Origin of the sequence: Bacillus cereus group sp. BfR-BA-01380, assembly GCF_022663535.1 — a bacterium.
In the GTDB taxonomy this organism is placed as follows: Bacteria; Bacillota; Bacilli; order Bacillales; family Bacillaceae_G; genus Bacillus_A; species Bacillus_A cereus_BB.
The window spans coordinates 32,400-49,992 of record NZ_JAKUFS010000034.1; the positions used below are offsets into that span (position 1 = coordinate 32,400).

A 17,593-nucleotide genomic window follows, 5' to 3' on the forward strand; every position below is an offset into this window, starting at 1 on the left:
AGGAGATATTATGGAACGCATTTACTTAGATCATGCTGCGACATCTCCGGCTCACCCAGAAGTAGTCGAAAAGATGATTCCATATATGACAGAAGCATTTGGTAACCCATCAAGCATTCATTTCTTTGGGCGCCAAGGCCGTCATGCAGTGGATGAAGCAAGACGTACGTGCGCGCGCAGCATTCATGCAAATCCAAATGAAATTATTTTTACAAGCGGCGGTACAGAGGCTGATAATTTAGCTCTTCTTGGCGTAGCTCGTGCGAATCGTAAAAAAGGAAATCATATTATTACGACAGCAATTGAGCATCATGCGATTTTGCGTACGTGTAATGTGTTAGAACGACAAGGGTTTAAAGTGACGTATTTACCTGTTGATGAAACAGGGCGTATTCGCATTTCAGATCTGCAAGAGGCATTAACAGAGCAAACAATTCTTGTCTCTATTATGTTTGGAAATAATGAAGTTGGTACAGTGCAGCCAGTAGCAGAAATCGGTGCTCTATTAAAAGAACATAGCGCTTACTTTCATACAGACGCAGTACAAGCATACGGTTTAACAGCAATTGATGTGAAAGAGCTTGGCATTGATTTATTGTCAATTTCAGGACATAAAATTAACGGTCCAAAGGGTGTGGGCTTTTTATATGCAGGGCAGCATGTAAAGTTTGAACCGCTGTTAACAGGCGGAGAGCAAGAGCGAAAACGCCGTGCTGGTACAGAAAATGTGCCGGGAATTGTTGGGCTTTGGCAAGCTATTTTGTTAGCAGAACAAAATCGTAAGCAAAAAGTTGCCCAGTACAAGGGATTTAAAGATATAATGATATCTGTCTTTAAAAACGAAGACATTACTTTCGAGGTAAACGGAAGCTTAGAGCATAGCTTACCACATGTGTTAAATGTAAGTTTTGCAGGAATGCATATTGAGTCATTTTTAATGAATTTAGATTTAGCGGGAGTTGCAGTTTCAAGCGGATCTGCTTGTACAGCCGGCTCTATTGATCCGTCACATGTGCTTGTAGCAATGTTCGGAAAAGAATCCGATAAAATACGTTCATCCGTACGTTTTAGCTTCGGTTTTGGAAATACGAAAGAACAAGTCGAAAAAGCAGCGTACGAAACAGTGAAGATCGTGAAGCGATTAACACAAAATTGATATAGGAGGTGAGGGGATGAACAAACTACCTCACGAAACGCGCGTTGTCATCGGGATGTCTGGTGGCGTCGATTCATCTGTAGCAGCAATGTTATTAAAGAAACAAGGCTATGATGTAATCGGAATCTTTATGAAAAACTGGGATGATACGGACGCAAACGGCGTATGTACAGCAACAGAAGACTATAACGATGTCATTGAAGTATGTAACCAAATTGGAATCCCGTATTATGCAGTCAACTTTGAAAAGCAATATTGGGAAAAAGTATTTACGTACTTTTTAGATGAGTACCGCGCTGGTCGTACACCGAACCCAGATGTAATGTGTAATAAAGAAATTAAATTTAAAGCATTTTTAGAACATGCCATGGCGCTTGGCGCAGATTATGTAGCGACAGGACACTATGCACGTGTAGCGTATATAGATGGTGAATATAAAATGCTGCGCGGCGTTGATGATAATAAAGACCAAACATATTTCTTAAATCAACTCGGTCAAGACCAATTATCAAAAACAATGTTCCCGCTTGGTGAGTTAAAGAAGCCGCAAATTCGTGAAATGGCGAAAGAAGCTGGTTTAGCAACAGCGGCGAAAAAAGATAGCACAGGCATTTGCTTTATCGGTGAGCGTAACTTTAAAGACTTTTTAAGCAATTACTTGCCGGCACAGCCAGGTAAGATGCAAACATTATCTGGTGAAGTGAAAGGAAAACATGACGGGTTAATGTATTATACAATTGGACAACGTCATGGCCTTGGTATTGGCGGCAATGGTGATCCATGGTTTGCTGTTGGGAAGAACTTGAAAGAAAACATTTTATATGTAGAACAAGGATTCCATAATGAACTGTTATATGGTGATGAAGTATTTGCTACAAATGTAAGTTGGGTAAGCGATAAGCCGAAAGAAAAAGAATTTACATGCACAGCGAAATTCCGCTATCGTCAAGCAGATAACAGTGTAACGGTTCAAATCGTTGATGAGAATACAATTCGTATTCTTTGTGATGAACCAATTCGCGCGATTACGCCAGGACAAGCAGTCGTTTTCTATGATGGAGATGAGTGCTTGGGCGGTGCGACAATTGATGACGTATACTGTAATGGTAAGAAACTGGATTATTTAGGATAAGAAAGAAGAACCTCTGCCTTGTATTGGTCAGAGGTTTCTTTTTAGATAAAGTGAAACTTTAATCAGTGGGGGGCTTTATCCCCTGCTGATTATCAGCCCTCACCAATCGGGCGCATGCCAGCAGTTTATCTCCCACCGAACATTCTAGCCACTGGAACTGGACAATGCTTTCGCCGAATCTTGAGGTGGGAGTATTACTGCCCGCGAATAGCGGGATAAACGCGAATTTTTGTTCGCTCGGAAACTGGATTCTTTGTTATAATTTGTTGTAGAGGTGAAGGATAAATGTCAAATAAGCTTGAAACAGGCATTCAATATATGCAAGAAGGAAACTGGGAAGAAGCCGCAAAGAATTTTACTGAGGCGATTGAGGAAAATCCAAAAGATGCACTTGGTTATATTAACTTTGCAAATTTATTAGATGCATTAGGAGACAGTGAGCGTGCTGTTGCTTTTTATAAACGTGCGATTGAATTAGATGAGAAATCTGCTACAGCATACTATGGATTAGGAAATATATATTATCAGCAAGAACTTTTTGCAGAGGCGAAAGAAGCGTTTGAGAAGGCGATGCAAGCGGGGCTACAGACAGGAGATGTATCGTTTATGCTTGGCATTACATATGTGCAGCTTGGAAACGACCGTTTAGCACTGCCGTTTTTCCAACGTGCAGCTGAGTTAGATGGAAATGATGTTGAAGCCATTTTTCAATGCGGATTATGCTTTGCGCGTCTAGAGCATGTAAAAGAAGCAAAACCTTATTTTGAACAAGTTGTAGCGCTTGATGAAGAACATGCAGATGCATATTACAATTTAGGTGTTGTGTATGCGTTTGAAGAAAATCGTGAGAAGGCGCTTGCGATGTTTAAGAAAGCTGTAGTGATTCAACCAGATCACTTTTTAGCGGGTAATGGTATTCGTTTATTAGAGCAAGACGCATAAAATGGAAGGAGGGGCGAAATGGGAAATCAACATGCAATGGATTTGTTTGAGGAAGAGCAAAAGTTTATAAAAGCGCAAGTTCTTCATACCATTTTCCACAACGAAGAAAACCTCTATTCCGTTGTCAGTATGAAAATTATTGAAACGAATGAAACATATGACGAAAAAAAGGTCATGATAACAGGTCACTTTCCCCGAATGCATGAAGAGGAAGTGTTTACACTAACAGGTCATTTTAAAGATCATCAAAAGTACGGGAAACAATATCATATTGAAACGTTTAAAAAAGAATTGCCGCAAACAAAAGCAGGAATGGTGCAATATTTAGCAAGCGATTTATTTAAAGGAATCGGGAAACGAACAGCTGAAAAGATTGTTGATCATCTTGGTCAACATGCGATTTCAAAAATTATGGACGATCCTGCAGCTTTGGACGGGATTGTAAACAAACAAAAAGCACAGGAAATATACGAGACGATTATTGAACATCAAGGCCTTGAAAAAGTAATGAGCTTTCTAAACGGTTATGGGTTTGGAACGAAGCTTTCTATTAAAATTTATCAACAGTATAAAGAAATGACACTAGAAGTCATTCGCAATAATCCGTATCAGCTTATTGAAGAAGTAGATGGTATTGGGTTTGGCCGGGCTGATGATATTGGCCGAGCACTTGGCATCTCTGGTAATCATGCTGATCGTGTACGAGCAGGGTGCTTCTATACATTAGAGCACGTTTCGCTGCAAGAAGGTCATGTGTATATGCAAAGAGAGCAGTTAGTGCAGCAAACGATGGAGTTGTTAAATAACCAAGAAACGTCTGTTACAGAAGAAGATGTTTTGCAATGTGCGGAAATGATGCAAGGAGAAGGGAAAATTATTATAGAAGATGAGCGTGTCTATTTAGCCTCCTTGTACTATTCTGAAAAAGGTGTTGTAACCTCCATCAATCGCTTACTTGGCCAAGAAGAACTTCCTTCTTTTCCTGAATCGGAGCTGTTGTTAACACTCGGAAAAATTGAAGAGCAGTTCGGTGTGCAATACGCACCGCTTCAGCAAGAAGGTATTCAAACAGCTCTTCATAAGCCAATGATGATTTTAACAGGTGGACCTGGTACAGGAAAGACGACTGTTATTAAAGGGATTGTTGAAATGTATGCTTCTCTCCACGGTTTATCATTAGACCCGAAAGATTATAGTGATGACAATCCGTTCTCGATTTTATTAACAGCACCAACAGGAAGAGCGGCAAAGCGAATGAGTGAATCAACAGGATTGCCTGCTTGTACGATTCATCGTCTGCTTGGATGGACACCGGAAGGATCGTTTCAACGTAATGAGCACGATCCTGTTAAAGGGAAATTACTCATTATTGATGAATTTTCTATGGTTGATATTTGGCTTGCGAATCAATTGTTCAAGTCATTGCCATCTAGTATTCAAGTCATCATCGTTGGAGATGAAGATCAATTGCCATCCGTTGGTCCTGGACAAGTGTTGAAAGATTTATTAGAAGCGGGTGTTATTCCGACGGTAAAGCTTACGGAAATCTATAGACAAGCAGAAGATTCATCTGTGATTCAGCTTGCTCATGCGATTAAAAAAGGTGTATTACCTTCTGATGTAACGCAAAACAAAAAAGATCGTTCGTTTATTGCTTGTACAGGTACGCAAATTGTGGACGTAGTGAAGCAAGTGTGTGAAAACGCAAAAACAAAAGGGTTTAGTGCGCGTGACATACAAGTGTTAGCTCCGATGTACAAAGGACCGGCAGGTATTAATACGTTAAATGAAGCACTGCAAGAAGTATTTAATCCGAAAAAAGAAAAAAGAAAAGAAATCGCATATGGTGAAGCTGTGTACAGGACTGGAGATAAAGTGCTTCAACTTGTCAATCAACCGGAAAGTCAAGTGTTTAACGGTGATATTGGTGAGATTGTGTCAGTGTTTTATGCGAAAGAAAATGTGGAACAACAAGATATGGTTGTTGTTTCTTTTGACGGTATTGAAGTCACATATACAAAAGCAGACTTAAATCAAATTACACATGCATATTGTTGTTCGATCCATAAATCACAAGGAAGCGAATTTCCAATTGTAATTATGCCTGTTGTGAAAAGTTATTATCGTATGCTGCGCCGCAATTTAATTTATACAGGAATTACACGTAGTAAAAAGTTTTTAATTATTTGTGGTGAAGAATCGGCGTTTCAATCTGGCGTAAGCCGCCTTGATGACGCGCTTCGTCAAACTACGTTATGCAACCGTCTGCAAGGAAAGACAGAAGCGACTGAAGTGATAACTGAAGAAGGCCTCGATGTGGAAAACATTTCACCGTATGATTTTATGTAGCGAGGTGAAATTATATAGTGTAATGCAGTTCTTCTCATGTATAAACATATACAGTTTGGACATAATGGCGTAATAGAATACGGGAGATTGTAAGGAGATGAACGCCATATGTTCAGTTGTCCAAACTGTAAAGGAAAAGATATTGGGAAAATCGGTGTGAATCAATATTATTGCTGGAACTGCTTTATTGAATTATCGATTTCAAAGGGGAAAATTCATACACATCAAGTCGAAGAAGACGGTTCATTAAGTTCTTTAGATGATTTGTTTGATGAGAATGAACGAACAATCGGCTAATAAGGAGAGTGTTAACTTTGAAATTGCGTTCATCATTAATTGCATTAGGTATAGGAGCAGCAGCATATCAATATGCACGTAAGCAAGATGTATTTTCAAAACGAAATATGAAAAAAGCACGTAAAATGCTTCGGTCCTATTTATAATTTCACATTATACATGCGAAAAAGCTCCCTAATTTTTGGGAGCTTTCATTATGTACTTGTATAGAGATAAAACAGTCCGATTTGGGAGAAAAGATGAGAAAGTCCGTAGCAGCCAAGCCCTAAAATACCATAGTGCCAAAGATGCCTGGCACGTTCTTGTTTGGAAGAAGGAATGAAAAATCCCTTCCAAATGCCAAAACCAATACATACCCATTCTAATAGCATACAAAGTGCGGAAAGACCTAGCATCAACCAAACCATTATATTCCCCCTAACTTTGTGGAATGAATTGGGATATTATTGCTTATTCATGCGTAATAACGCATGAAATTGTAATTGTTGTTTTTAGTATATGTATTCTTCTACAAAACAGTAAGAATACCTACAAAAATATCGCAGCACGGCAATGTTTTATAATTTTTACACATAACCTCCGCTGTTTCTTTTCAAACTAAGAAATAGAGGAGGTTTTTCTGTTGAAGAATCTTAAAATTATTTGGATTTATCGGTTAGGTTTATTATTGCTGATTTTTTTATGTTTACTTGTCTTTTTGAAAATTAAGCCGCTTTGGGCACCGATTTTATTTGTGTTTAAAGTTGCTATTACACCATTTTTCATCGCTTGCTTTATTGCTTATTTGCTGCATCCACTTATTGAAAAATTACATGAAAAAGGTATGCCGCGCACAATTGCCATTTTACTCATTTATATTCTATTCTTTGGTGGTATTGGATACGGTGTGTATAAAGGAACACCAGCCGTTATCGCACAGCTCCAAGAAATGAATGAACAGTTTCCGCAAATTGTAAATATGTACGAAACATGGACGGATGGAGTGACAGCGAAAACTGAAAATTTTCCTGAGTTCGTGAATGAGAAAGTGAAGCAAATATTTACAGGGGTTGAAGGGAAGATACAAGCGCTTTTAAATAAAGTAATGAGTACAGCAAGAGGTATACTTGATTCCCTTCTTATCATTTTCTTAATTCCATTTATCGTATTTTATATATTAAAAGACTACGCAGAGTTTTATCGTATTTTTTGGAAGCTTGTACCGACTAAGTGGCGTAAGGATGGGCAGCAGTTAGCAAAAGAAATTGATAAGTCTCTTGGAAATTACATTCGCGGCCAACTATTTGTTTGTTTAATTTTAGGAGGGGTTTCTGCACTAGCCTTTTGGTTTATCGGGATGAAATATCCGCTGCTTTTAGGAATTATCGTTGGAGTTACTGATATTATCCCGTACTTCGGTCCTATTTTAGGGGCGATTCCAACATTAATGATTGCTGCAACAGTATCGACGAATTTAGTCATTAAGGCTGGCATTGCGCTTGCGATTTTACAATTTGTTGAGAGTAATATACTATCTCCGTATATTGTAGGAAGGTCGCTACGGATGCACCCAGTTGTTATTATGTTTGCGCTGCTTGTTGGAGGAGAAGTTGGTGGCATTGTCGGGCTTTTATTATCCGTTCCCCTTTTAGCAATTCTTCGTACGATTATTGTACACGCTAAGCCGTTTTGGAAACATTGACAAATGGCAACGGATTCGCTACAATTTGGGCATATAGTATATGATAAATTGATGACGGAACGAGTATGTTACAGTCCATTTTGCAGAGAGAGGCTTCCTTAGGCTGTAAGAAGCTTCAGATGAAGGGTAACAGAACGCTATTCCTGAGAGCAGCTAATCACTGCCGTCTTGCCACGTTACGGCAACTTGAGGTGATGAAATATATGCATATGATTACGATATGCAATTTAGCCGTCGTGTCTAAAAGTGAGACACTTCCGCTTTTTATTTCATAATCAGGGTGGTAACGCGAGTCAACTCTCGTCCCTGTTATAGGGGACGGGAGTTTTTTGTTTTTTATTCCGCATTAACGGGCAGTTAGCCCCCACTGATCAAAGTTTCACTTTAATTGATTTTAATGAAGGAGGAAATACATATGAAACACTTAACAGGCGCACAAATTCGTCAAATGTTTTTAGATTTTTTCCAAGAAAAAGGACATGCAGTAGAACCAAGTGCATCATTAGTTCCGCACGAAGATCCATCTCTTTTATGGATTAACAGTGGTGTTGCAACGCTGAAAAAATATTTTGATGGCCGCGTAATTCCGCAAAACCCACGCATTACAAATGCGCAAAAATCAATTCGTACAAACGATATTGAAAATGTAGGGAAAACAGCTCGTCACCATACATTCTTTGAAATGTTAGGAAACTTCTCAATTGGTGATTACTTCAAAGAAGAAGCAATTACATGGGCTTGGGAGTTTTTAACGAGCGACAAATGGATTGGATTCGATAAAGAATTATTATCTGTTACCATTCATCCAGAAGACGAAGAAGCATTTACGATTTGGCATGAAAAAATGGGCGTACCAAAAGAACGCATTATTCGTTTAGAAGAAAACTTCTGGGATATCGGTGAAGGCCCAAGTGGACCAAATACAGAAATTTTCTATGACCGCGGAGAAGCTTACGGTAATGATTTTAGTGACCCAGAATTATATCCAGGCGGAGAAAACGAGCGTTATTTAGAAGTATGGAACCTTGTATTTTCACAATTTAACCATAACCCTGACGGTACGTATACGCCGCTTCCAAAGAAAAATATTGATACAGGGATGGGTCTTGAGCGTATGGCGTCTGTTGTACAAAACGTGCCAACGAACTTTGACACAGACTTATTTATGCCAATTATTGGTGCGACAGAAGTGATTTCTGGTGAAAAATATCGTGCTGGTAATCAAGAACAAGACACAGCATTTAAAGTAATTGCTGACCATATTCGTACAGTAACGTTTGCAGTTGGAGACGGTGCTCTTCCTTCTAACGAAGGCCGCGGGTATGTATTACGTCGTTTATTACGCCGCGCTGTACGTTATGCGAAGAAATTAAATATTAATCGTCCATTTATGTATGAATTAGTACCGGTAGTTGGAGAAGTAATGAAAGACTTCTACCCAGAAGTTCTAGAAAAGAAAGATTTCATTGCACGCGTTGTGAAAAATGAAGAGGAGCGTTTCCATGAAACACTTCATGACGGCGAAACAATTTTAGCTGAAGTAATCGGTAAAGCAAAAGAAGCAAAATCGACTGTTATTTCTGGCGAAGATGCATTCCGTCTATATGACACATACGGATTCCCAATTGAGTTAACAGAAGAATATGCAGAAGAAGCTGGCATGACAGTTGATCACGAAGGTTTTGAAGCTGAGATGGAAAAACAGCGTGAGCGTGCACGTGCAGCTCGTCAAGACGTTGATTCTATGCAAGTACAAGGCGGCGTCCTTGGTGAAATTAAAGTAGCGAGCGAATTTGTTGGTTACAATACCGTTGGAACAGAAAGTAACGTTGTTGCGCTTGTGAAAAACGGTGAGTTCACAGATAGCCTGCAAGTTGGTGAAGAAGGACAATTAATGTTAGATGTAACACCATTCTATGCTGAGAGCGGTGGTCAAATTGCAGACCGTGGTTACCTTCTTGCTGATGGCGTAAAAGTACTTGTAAAAGATGTACAAAAAGCACCAAATGGCCAAAACTTACACAAAGTAGTTGTAGAAGAAGGAACATTAACGAAAGACGCAGCGGTAAAAACGTTAATCGACACGAAAAACCGTGCGGCAATCGTAAAGAACCATACAGCAACTCATCTTCTGCATCAAGCATTAAAAGATGTACTAGGCGGACACGTAAACCAAGCTGGCTCTCTTGTAACATCAGAGCGTTTACGTTTTGACTTCTCTCATTTCGGTCAAGTACAAGCGGATGAACTTGAAAAAATTGAGCGTATTGTAAACGAGAAAATTTGGGAAAGTATCACAGTAGACATTTCTCAAAAAGCAATTGAAGAAGCAAAATCGATGGGGGCAATGGCACTATTCGGTGAAAAATACGGAGATGTAGTACGCGTTGTACAAGTAGGCGATTATAGCTTAGAGCTTTGCGGCGGTTGTCACGTAGATAACACATCATCAATCGGTATTTTCAAAATTGTTGCTGAATCTGGTATTGGAGCAGGAACGCGCCGTATTGAGGCAGTAACAGGAAAAGCTGCATATGAACTAATGAACGAACAAGTAGGTTTATTAAAAGAAGCAGCAAATAAAATGAAAACAAATCCGAAAGACATTTTAACAAGAGTAGATGGCTTATTTGCTGAAGTAAAACAATTGCAAAAAGAAAATGAATCTCTTGCAGCGAAACTAAGCAACATTGAAGCTGGTAACTTAACAGATGCAGTGCGTACAATTGCTGGTGTAAATGTACTTGCGACGAAAGTAAATGTTGCAGATATGAACAACTTACGTACGATGATGGATGATTTAAAGAATAAATTACAATCTGCAATTATTGTGCTTACAGCTGTAAATGATGACAAAGTTAACATTCTTGCTGGTGTAACGAAAGATTTAATTGAACAAGGATATCATGCTGGTAAGCTTGTGAAAGAAGTAGCATCTCGCTGCGGCGGTGGTGGCGGTGGTCGTCCTGATATGGCACAAGCTGGTGGTAAAAACCCAGCACAAGTAGATGATGCACTATCATTTGTAGAAGAGTACGTTAAATCTGTTTCAAAATAATGAGATAGTAGTGTACAATAGTAGGGAGAAGGGATATCTTTCTCCCTATACCTAGTAAAGTGAGGTGCTTAAAATGGACGGATTCGATAAAACGATGAAGTTTAACTTCCAAGAAGAAAAACAGAATGTCCATGTCAATGACGTACTATTAACTGTGTATGATGCACTTCAAGAAAAAGGATATAATCCGATTAATCAAATCGTCGGTTATTTATTAAGCGGCGATCCGGCATACATACCTCGTCATAAAGATGCTCGCAATATTATTCGTAAGCTAGAACGTGATGAATTGATTGAGGAGCTTGTTAAGTCCTACTTGAAACATCATCGTGAGGAGTAGTTTATGCGTATATTAGGTTTAGATGTTGGTACAAAAACAGTCGGCGTTGCAGTAAGCGATGAGATGGGCTGGACAGCGCAAGGTTTGGAAACGATTAAAATTAATGAAGAAAGAGGCGAGTTTGGTTTTAATCGTATTTCTGAATTAGTAAAACAGTACAATGTGGACAAGATAGTAGTAGGATTGCCAAAGAATATGAATGGTACAATCGGTCCGCGCGGCGAAGCTTGTCAACAATTTGCGGAAAACTTGCATGAGCTTTTGCAATTAGAAGTTGTACTGTGGGATGAACGCTTGTCAACAATGGCAGCGGAGCGCTTGCTCATTTCGGCAGATGTAAGCCGAAAAAAACGAAAGCAAGTCATTGATAAGATGGCGGCTGTCGTGATTTTACAAGGATATTTAGATAGCAAATAAGAGGTGACCATAATGGAAGAAAATCAAATTACAATTGTTGACGAAAAAGGTAACGAACATCTATGTGAAATTATTTTCACTTTTGATGCTGAAAAATTTGGGAAAAAATCTTACGTAGTATTCTCACCAATCGGTGAAGTTGACGAAGATGGCGATCCAATTTATGATGCAATGGCTTTCGAGCAAAACGAAGATGAGTCTGGTGGCACATTACTTCCAATCGAATCAGAAGAAGAGTGGGAAATGGTACAAGAAATGTTTAACACTCTTGCTGAAGAAGAAGGCGAAGAAGAGTAATATAGTAAGTGAAAACAAACTGATTTCATATTGAAATCAGTTTGTTTGCTTTGTAAGGTAAATGAAAGATTTTTTTATCGAAAGCATACCGTTCTTTGTAGTATAATAGTACAGATTGTAGAAAAAAGAAAAAACATGTCTAACTGTAGACATGTTTTTTAATATTCCGTAGATATTGTATAGGGTAGACCCGTACAGTCTATAATTGGGAGTAAGGAGGAAGTACGGTAGTGGATCAAAAGAAAACAAAAAAACGAATACGAGTGGTTGCGGTTATTTTCATCGCATTGCTTGTTGTTTGCGGCGGTGCATATGCGTATGTTGCATCAGCTTTAAAACCACTTAATACAGCAAGTAAACAGGAAATTGAAGTGGAAATTCCAAAAGGTTCTCCTACAAGTAAGATTGGAGAGATTTTGGAAGACAAAGGAATTGTGAAAAACGGGACTATATTTAGTTTTTATGCAAAAATGAAATCTAAAAATTTACAAGCTGGTACATATTTGTTAAACCCATCGATGAATGTAGAGGAAATAATGGGACAAATGTCATCAGGTAATGTGCATCGTCCAGTTGTTTATAAAGTGACAGTTAAAGAAGGTGCACAAGTTGTTGAAATTGCAGATATAATTGCAAAGGAATTGAAATGGAATAAAGAAGATGTTGTTCGCCAACTAAACGATAAAGCATTTGTGCAAAAATTACAGAAGAAATATCCTGTTTTATTAACAGATAAAATCTTTGATGCAAATATTAAATATCCATTGGAAGGATATTTATATCCAGCAACATATTCTTTTTATAAAAAGGAGCTAACGTTAGAAGAAATTATTACTCCAATGTTAGAGAAAACAAACAAGCTCATTGTTGAAAATGAACAGAAGATGAAAGAGAAGAAGTGGGATGTTCATCAATTATTAACTTTATCTTCACTTATTGAAGAAGAAGCAACAGGTTATACAGATCGTCAAAAAATTTCCAGTGTGTTCTATAATCGTTTAGCAAAAGGAATGCCTTTACAAACAGATCCAACGGTGTTATATGCATTAGGTAAGCATAAAGAGCGTGTATTGTATGAGGATTTAAAAGTAAACTCTCCGTATAATACATACGTTATAAAAGGGTTACCAGTTGGACCAATTTCGAATTCTAGTGTAAAATCAGTACAGGCAGCACTTGAACCTGCACAAACAGACTATTATTATTTCTTGGCGGCACGGGACGGCCAAGTGTATTATGCTAAGACATTAGAAGAACATAACGCGCTAAAACAAAAACATATTACACAAAAGTAATCGTAAATTTTTTGAGGGAAGCGAGAAAAATTCGCATATCCCTCTTTTTTATGATAAAATATAGCGGGTTAAAAACTGGTAGAAGAATCGTTTTTAATATAGAAACGGGACGTACAAGCTAAGGATAGAGCGGGCTTGTATTTTTCTTTCCACATAGAGACAATATTCTTTTTTTTACTTCTCCATGCGATAAGGAGGACTATCTATGGAGCAACAAGATGTAGTTTGTGAATATTTGCTGTCTTTTATCGATCCAAAAGATGAGCTCATTCTTGAGATGGAACAGTATGCGCGTGAGCATCATGTACCAATTATGGATCGTCTTGGCATGGAATTTATGTTGCAATTTTTGCGTTTAATTGGGCCAAAGAGCATATTAGAACTTGGTACAGCAATTGGATATTCTAGTATTCGCATGATGCAAGCTATTCCAAATTCAAGTATTGTGACAGTAGAGCGAAACGTAGATCGATATGAAAAAGCACTTGAATATATAAATTGTTCCCTAGTAAAAGAGCGCATTTCGGTTATTTTTGGAGATGCTTTAGAAACAGGGGAGCAAGTAAAAGAACATGGCACATTTGATGTGATTTTCATTGATGCAGCAAAAGGACAATATCGTCGCTTTTTTGATATATATGAGCCGTTATTAAATCCTGGCGGCGTCATTATTTCAGATAATGTACTATATCACGGTCTTGTGACGACAAAGGAACACATTGAAAATAGACGTACACGCGGTTTAATTAGACGAATTAAAACGTATAACGAGTGGCTCATGAATCATGAAGGATATGATACAACCATTTTCCCAATTGGTGACGGAGTAGCAGTGAGTAAAAAGAGAGGGTGACAAGCAATGAAAAAACCTGAGTTGTTAGTAACGCCAAGAACAGTGGCGGATATCGAACCACTTGCAAAAGCAGGCGCAGATGCAGTAATGATTGGGGAACAAAAGTTCGGATTACGTTTAGCCGGCGAATTTTCTCGTGAAGATGTAAAAGAAGCGGTAGCGATTGCACATGAAAATAATATGAAGGTATATGTCGCAATGAATGCGATGTTTCACAACGATAAAGTAGAAGCTTTAAAAGATTACGTTGCATTTTTACAGGAAGTAAACGTAGATGCAGTTGTATTTGGAGATCCAGCTGTATTAATGACAGTGCGTGAAGTTGCACCAAATATGAAAATGCACTGGAATACAGAAACAACAGCAACGAACTGGTTTACATGTAACTATTGGGGACGTAAAGGTGCAAAACGTGCTGTTCTTGCCCGTGAGTTAAGTTTAGATGAAATTGTAGAATTAAAAGAAAATGCCGAAGTCGAAGTGGAAGTACAAATCCACGGAATGACATGCATGTTCCAATCAAAGCGTTCTTTAGTAGGAAACTACTTTGAATATCAAGGCCGTGAGATGGAAATTGAAAAGAAGAAATACGAAGAAAACATATTTTTACATGATCAAGAACGTAATAATAAATATCCAATTTATGAAGATGCAAATGGCACTCACATTATGAGTCCGAACGATATTTGTTTTATCGACGAATTAGATGAGTTAATTGATGCTGAAATCGATAGTTTAAAAATTGATGGTGTATTAAAGAGCTCAGACTACATTGTGGAAGTAACGAAGAAATATCGTAAGGCTATTGATTTATGTGTAGAAGATCGCGATACGTATTATGACGTAAAAGATGACTTATATAAAGAAATCGAAGAAATCCAACCGGTAAATCGTTTATTAGATACGGGATTCTTCTTTAAAGAAACGGTTTATTAAAAAGGAGGTTCAGCATATGACAGTCAAAGAAATTTCACGTGTGATTGACGGAAAACGTGTGATTGTGAAGAAACCTGAGTTATTAATACCCGCTGGTAACTTAGAGAAATTAAAAGTAGCTATCCATTACGGTGCAGATGCTGTATATTTAGGTGGACAAGAATTTGGTCTTCGTTCAAATGCAGGCAACTTTACGCTAGAAGAAATGGCAGAAGGCGTTGAATTTGCGAAAAAATATGGTGCGAAAATATATGTAACGACAAATATCTTTGCTCATAATGAAAATATGGATGGGTTAGAAGAATATTTAAAAGGGATTGAAAAGGCTGGTGTAACGGGAATTATCGTTGCAGATCCACTTATTATTGAGACGTGCAAACGCGTTGCACCTTCTGTTGAAGTACATTTAAGTACACAACAATCACTATCCAACTGGAAAGCGGCGCAGTATTGGAAAGAAGAAGGCTTACATCGTCTTGTACTGGCTCGTGAAGTAGGATATGAAGAAATGAAGGAAATTAAAGAGCACGTTGATATTGAAATTGAAGCATTCGTCCACGGTGCAATGTGTATTGCATATTCAGGAAGATGTACGTTAAGTAATCATATGACGGCACGTGACTCTAACCGCGGTGGTTGCTGTCAGTCTTGTCGCTGGGATTATGACTTAATCCAAACAGTATCACAACATAAAGAAGCAGAAGAACTTCCTTTATTTAAGGAACAAGATGCTCCGTTTGCAATGAGTCCAAAAGATTTAAATCTTATTTTATCTATCCCGAAAATGATTGAAATTGGGATTGACAGCCTAAAAGTAGAAGGGCGCATGAAATCCATTCACTACGTTGCAACTGTTGCAACTGTGTACCGTAAAGTGATTGATGCATATTGCGAGGATCCAGACAACTTCGAGTTTAAACAAGAATGGTTAGAAGAGCTTGATAAATGCGCAAATCGTGATACGGCTCCTGCATTCTTTGAAGGAGTTCCAGGGCACTTGGAACAAATGTTTGGAAATCATAGTAAGAAAACAACGTATGATTTTGCTGGTTTAGTGTTAGATTATAATGAAGAAACAGGCATTGTGACAGTAGAGCAGCGTAACCACTTCAAGCCGGGTCAGGAAGTGGAGTTCTTTGGACCAGAAATTGAAAACTTTACACAAACGGTGGAAAAAATTTGGGATGAGGATGGAAACGAATTAGATGCAGCGAGACATCCGCTGCAAATCGTGAAATTCAAAGTGGATCGACCAGTGTATGTGAACAACATGATGCGAAAAAGCATACTTCAATAAGAAAGAGTGATAGTTGAATGGGGACGAACAAGCCTGTTGTAATTGGAATTGCTGGTGGTTCAGGATCAGGTAAAACAAGTGTAACAAAAGCAATTTTTGATCAATTTCAAGGTCATTCCATTTTAATTTTGGAGCAAGATTATTATTACAAAGATCAAAGCCATTTGCCAATGGAAGAGCGTTTAAAAACAAATTACGATCACCCATTAGCATTTGATAATGACTTGTTAATTGAGCACTTACATCAGTTGCTGGAGTATAAGTCAATTGAGAAGCCAGTATATGATTATACATTGCATACACGTTCGGAAGAAATTATTCCAGTTGCACCGAAAGATGTAATTATTTTAGAGGGGATTCTTATTTTAGAAGACCCGCGTCTTTGCGATTTAATGGATATTAAAGTGTTTGTTGATACAGATGCTGACCTTCGTATCTTACGCCGTATGCAGCGCGACATTAAAGAACGCGGTCGTACGATGGACTCTGTTATTGAACAATATGTAAATGTTGTGCGTCCAATGCACAATCAATTTATTGAGCCTTCTAAGAAATTTGCGGATATTATTATCCCAGAAGGTGGACAAAATCATGTTGCAATCGATATTATGGTCACAAAAATTGGAACAATTCTTGAAGAAAAAGTGAATTTGTAATAGCATAGTAAAAGATGTTCGATAGGAAGGGATTTTCTCCCTTTTTATCGAATATTAATGAACATGCGAACCTCACCCACACCTAGGTGAGGGCATATTTATATTAGCTTTCTATACATATCTTTTGGATATAAGAAAGAAATAAGAACATACGGGGTTGTATGTGACAACTCCGCTAGTGCCGCGTGTACTAGAAACCTCCGCTATTTCATAAGGCGAGGGAGTTTTCATAAGGAACTCCTCTTTTTTCGGGGGATCGGTATATAAAAGGAGTGGAAAACATGGCAACAGAAAAAACATACCCTATGACACTTGAGGGAAAACAAAAATTAGAACATGAGCTTGAACAATTAAAAACAGTAAGACGTAAAGAAGTTGTAGAACGTATTAAAATTGCGCGCAGCTTTGGTGATCTTTCTGAGAACTCTGAGTACGATGCAGCAAAAGATGAGCAAGCATTTGTAGAAGGTCGTATTACGCAACTTGAAAACATGATTCGTAATGCAGTTATTATTGAAGATAACGGTGAAGACTCTACAGTTGTAACATTAGGCAAAACTGTAACATTCAAGGAATTACCAGATGGAGACGAAGAAGCATATACAATCGTTGGTAGCGCGGAAGCTGATCCATTTGAAGGTAGAATTTCTAACGATTCCCCAATCGCAAAAAGCTTATTAGGTAAGCAAATTGGTGAAAAAGTAGCAATTCAAACTCCAGGTGGAGAAATGCAAGTAGAGATCGTCTCTGTAAAATAATAAAAAAGGTTCGCTCTGTAATCTGTACCCTTTGTAAAGGACATCTTGAAAAAAGTTATGCCACATCAAGAAGATGATTTCTGTATTCAACAGGAGTCATCTTCTTTAAATTCCATTGGTATCTATAAT

General features: G+C 38.2%; 19 protein-coding genes. 17 read left to right on the plus strand and 2 right to left on the minus strand.

Annotated elements, in window-relative coordinates; all coding sequences use genetic code 11:
* Positions 1 to 10: 10 nt before the first annotated feature.
* The 6 genes from MR076_RS22710 to MR076_RS22735 all read left to right on the plus strand — a co-directional run bounded on the left by MR076_RS22710 (position 11) and on the right by MR076_RS22735 (position 6,022).
* Positions 11 to 1,156: a cysteine desulfurase family protein gene (locus MR076_RS22710; RefSeq protein WP_242224411.1), complete on the plus strand. Its 1,146-nt coding sequence runs from the start codon at positions 11 to 13 to the stop codon at positions 1,154 to 1,156.
* Positions 1,157 to 1,172: 16 nt separating this feature from the next.
* Positions 1,173 to 2,288, plus strand: a complete 1,116-nt coding sequence (gene mnmA, locus MR076_RS22715; RefSeq protein ID WP_242224412.1) for a tRNA 2-thiouridine(34) synthase MnmA — start codon at positions 1,173 to 1,175, stop codon at positions 2,286 to 2,288.
* A gap of 285 nt (positions 2,289 to 2,573) precedes the next feature.
* On the plus strand, positions 2,574 to 3,230 hold the full coding sequence (locus tag MR076_RS22720; protein ID WP_242224414.1) for a tetratricopeptide repeat protein: 657 nt from the start codon (positions 2,574 to 2,576) through the stop codon (positions 3,228 to 3,230).
* Between the two features lie 18 nt (positions 3,231 to 3,248).
* Positions 3,249 to 5,579, plus strand: coding sequence for an SF1B family DNA helicase RecD2 (gene recD2 / locus MR076_RS22725; protein WP_242224416.1), 2,331 nt, complete (start codon positions 3,249 to 3,251; stop codon positions 5,577 to 5,579).
* Between the two features lie 108 nt (positions 5,580 to 5,687).
* Complete coding sequence (locus MR076_RS22730; RefSeq protein ID WP_020060848.1) at positions 5,688 to 5,876, plus strand: hypothetical protein; 189 nt, start codon at positions 5,688 to 5,690, stop codon at positions 5,874 to 5,876.
* 17 nt (positions 5,877 to 5,893) lie between these two features.
* The gene (locus tag MR076_RS22735; RefSeq protein ID WP_242224418.1) at positions 5,894 to 6,022 is read left to right on the plus strand and encodes a YrzQ family protein; all 129 of its coding nucleotides are present in this window, start codon (positions 5,894 to 5,896) and stop codon (positions 6,020 to 6,022) included.
* 48 nt (positions 6,023 to 6,070) lie between these two features.
* On the opposite strand, the gene MR076_RS22740 is transcribed toward MR076_RS22735, so the two are convergent.
* A complete protein-coding gene (locus tag MR076_RS22740) occupies positions 6,071 to 6,283 on the minus strand; it encodes a hypothetical protein (RefSeq protein ID WP_242224420.1) in 213 nt (70 codons plus the stop codon).
* 197 nt (positions 6,284 to 6,480) lie between these two features.
* Between MR076_RS22740 and MR076_RS22745 the strand changes: the two genes are divergently transcribed.
* The 11 genes from MR076_RS22745 to greA all read left to right on the plus strand — a co-directional run bounded on the left by MR076_RS22745 (position 6,481) and on the right by greA (position 17,464).
* Positions 6,481 to 7,557, plus strand: a complete 1,077-nt coding sequence (locus MR076_RS22745) for an AI-2E family transporter (protein ID WP_242224434.1) — start codon at positions 6,481 to 6,483, stop codon at positions 7,555 to 7,557.
* Between the two features lie 415 nt (positions 7,558 to 7,972).
* Entirely contained in the window at positions 7,973 to 10,615 is a 2,643-nt protein-coding gene (gene alaS / locus MR076_RS22750; protein WP_242224422.1) for an alanine--tRNA ligase, read from the plus strand.
* 73 nt (positions 10,616 to 10,688) lie between these two features.
* Complete coding sequence (locus tag MR076_RS22755) at positions 10,689 to 10,955, plus strand: IreB family regulatory phosphoprotein (RefSeq protein WP_035434175.1); 267 nt, start codon at positions 10,689 to 10,691, stop codon at positions 10,953 to 10,955.
* A gap of 3 nt (positions 10,956 to 10,958) precedes the next feature.
* Positions 10,959 to 11,372, plus strand: a complete 414-nt coding sequence (gene ruvX, locus MR076_RS22760; protein WP_242224424.1) for a Holliday junction resolvase RuvX — start codon at positions 10,959 to 10,961, stop codon at positions 11,370 to 11,372.
* A 12-nt stretch (positions 11,373 to 11,384) separates the two neighbouring features.
* Positions 11,385 to 11,669, plus strand: a complete 285-nt coding sequence (locus tag MR076_RS22765) for a DUF1292 domain-containing protein (protein WP_242224426.1) — start codon at positions 11,385 to 11,387, stop codon at positions 11,667 to 11,669.
* A gap of 230 nt (positions 11,670 to 11,899) precedes the next feature.
* Positions 11,900 to 12,964, plus strand: a complete 1,065-nt coding sequence (gene mltG / locus MR076_RS22770) for an endolytic transglycosylase MltG (RefSeq protein ID WP_242224428.1) — start codon at positions 11,900 to 11,902, stop codon at positions 12,962 to 12,964.
* 205 nt (positions 12,965 to 13,169) lie between these two features.
* Positions 13,170 to 13,817 carry an O-methyltransferase gene (locus MR076_RS22775; RefSeq protein WP_242224429.1) on the plus strand — a complete coding sequence of 216 codons (648 nt, stop codon included), beginning with the start codon at positions 13,170 to 13,172 and terminating at the stop codon, positions 13,815 to 13,817.
* A gap of 6 nt (positions 13,818 to 13,823) precedes the next feature.
* On the plus strand, positions 13,824 to 14,753 hold the full coding sequence (locus MR076_RS22780) for a peptidase U32 family protein (protein ID WP_242224430.1): 930 nt from the start codon (positions 13,824 to 13,826) through the stop codon (positions 14,751 to 14,753).
* A gap of 16 nt (positions 14,754 to 14,769) precedes the next feature.
* A complete protein-coding gene (locus MR076_RS22785) occupies positions 14,770 to 16,050 on the plus strand; it encodes a peptidase U32 family protein (RefSeq protein ID WP_242224431.1) in 1,281 nt (426 codons plus the stop codon).
* Positions 16,051 to 16,067: 17 nt separating this feature from the next.
* Positions 16,068 to 16,706, plus strand: a complete 639-nt coding sequence (gene udk, locus MR076_RS22790; protein ID WP_242224432.1) for a uridine kinase — start codon at positions 16,068 to 16,070, stop codon at positions 16,704 to 16,706.
* Between the two features lie 281 nt (positions 16,707 to 16,987).
* Complete coding sequence (greA, locus tag MR076_RS22795) at positions 16,988 to 17,464, plus strand: transcription elongation factor GreA (protein WP_242224433.1); 477 nt, start codon at positions 16,988 to 16,990, stop codon at positions 17,462 to 17,464.
* A 55-nt stretch (positions 17,465 to 17,519) separates the two neighbouring features.
* Here the strand turns inward: greA and MR076_RS26880 are convergent.
* A partial coding sequence (locus tag MR076_RS26880) for an IS3 family transposase (RefSeq protein WP_375337744.1) occupies positions 17,520 to 17,593 on the minus strand: 74 nt, incomplete at its 5' end.

Coding starts and splice junctions, on each gene's coding strand:
- MR076_RS22710 (WP_242224411.1), top strand. CDS start 11: ATGGAACGCATTTACTTAGATCATGCTGCGACATCTCCGGCTCACCCA.
- mnmA (WP_242224412.1), top strand. CDS start 1,173: ATGAACAAACTACCTCACGAAACGCGCGTTGTCATCGGGATGTCTGGT.
- MR076_RS22720 (WP_242224414.1), top strand. CDS start 2,574: ATGTCAAATAAGCTTGAAACAGGCATTCAATATATGCAAGAAGGAAAC.
- recD2 (WP_242224416.1), top strand. CDS start 3,249: ATGGGAAATCAACATGCAATGGATTTGTTTGAGGAAGAGCAAAAGTTT.
- MR076_RS22730 (WP_020060848.1), top strand. CDS start 5,688: ATGTTCAGTTGTCCAAACTGTAAAGGAAAAGATATTGGGAAAATCGGT.
- MR076_RS22740 (WP_242224420.1), bottom strand. CDS start 6,283: ATGGTTTGGTTGATGCTAGGTCTTTCCGCACTTTGTATGCTATTAGAA.
- alaS (WP_242224422.1), top strand. CDS start 7,973: ATGAAACACTTAACAGGCGCACAAATTCGTCAAATGTTTTTAGATTTT.
- MR076_RS22755 (WP_035434175.1), top strand. CDS start 10,689: ATGGACGGATTCGATAAAACGATGAAGTTTAACTTCCAAGAAGAAAAA.
- ruvX (WP_242224424.1), top strand. CDS start 10,959: ATGCGTATATTAGGTTTAGATGTTGGTACAAAAACAGTCGGCGTTGCA.
- MR076_RS22765 (WP_242224426.1), top strand. CDS start 11,385: ATGGAAGAAAATCAAATTACAATTGTTGACGAAAAAGGTAACGAACAT.
- MR076_RS22775 (WP_242224429.1), top strand. CDS start 13,170: ATGGAGCAACAAGATGTAGTTTGTGAATATTTGCTGTCTTTTATCGAT.
- MR076_RS22780 (WP_242224430.1), top strand. CDS start 13,824: ATGAAAAAACCTGAGTTGTTAGTAACGCCAAGAACAGTGGCGGATATC.
- MR076_RS22785 (WP_242224431.1), top strand. CDS start 14,770: ATGACAGTCAAAGAAATTTCACGTGTGATTGACGGAAAACGTGTGATT.
- udk (WP_242224432.1), top strand. CDS start 16,068: ATGGGGACGAACAAGCCTGTTGTAATTGGAATTGCTGGTGGTTCAGGA.
- greA (WP_242224433.1), top strand. CDS start 16,988: ATGGCAACAGAAAAAACATACCCTATGACACTTGAGGGAAAACAAAAA.